Genomic DNA, 571 nt, shown 5'->3' on the forward strand with positions numbered 1-571 from the left:
ACTCCTGGTTAATAGCATATAAGGTAGCACACTCAAGTTCGAGCACAAGCGGCTCAATCTGATAATTTTACTCGCTAGCCTTATTTGTACACTATACTGTTGTAGCATCAAATGCAGTTTCAAATTTGTTAATTCTCAGGTCCGTTTTAAACGAGGTATGGATGAGCAAGGACACAAAAATTGTCAGTAAAGTACTTGTACACGAGTTCGAAAAAACGTCATTGACCTTGTTAAAAGATGTTTGCATTGAAAATAATTTGGTTGGTTTAAGAGTCAAAACCGAGGACGACCATATCGGTCTCGAAGGGGCGTCGAGTGAGTTTGACGAAGTCCTGTCGTCAAATCTCGACCTGGGCAGTGTATTCCTGACCGAAGCGCCTGATAGTAGTGGCGTAAGTGGTTGAGATTTGTGCCTCCAGATTCACCGCAAACGTCCTGAACTACCGATATTTTTACGCAGAGTAACGCGTAAAGAACTTTCTCCTGAAGTCCTTCAAGCGATTGCTGGCAGCTATGAAAACAACAACATTGACCAACTTAACGGTTTGATCAACGAGTATATTTGTAGCAT

The 571-nt window shown here is 41.9% G+C and carries 1 protein-coding gene; it reads left to right on the forward strand.

All coding sequences use genetic code 11. From position 1 onward, the window contains the following. Positions 1–161 precede the first annotated feature (161 nt). A complete protein-coding gene (locus A3766_RS01710; RefSeq protein ID WP_068641541.1) occupies positions 162–404 on the forward strand; it encodes a hypothetical protein in 243 nt (80 codons plus the stop codon). Positions 405–571: the final 167 nt, after the last annotated feature.

The sequence above is a fragment of the Oleiphilus sp. HI0132 genome (assembly GCF_001635845.1).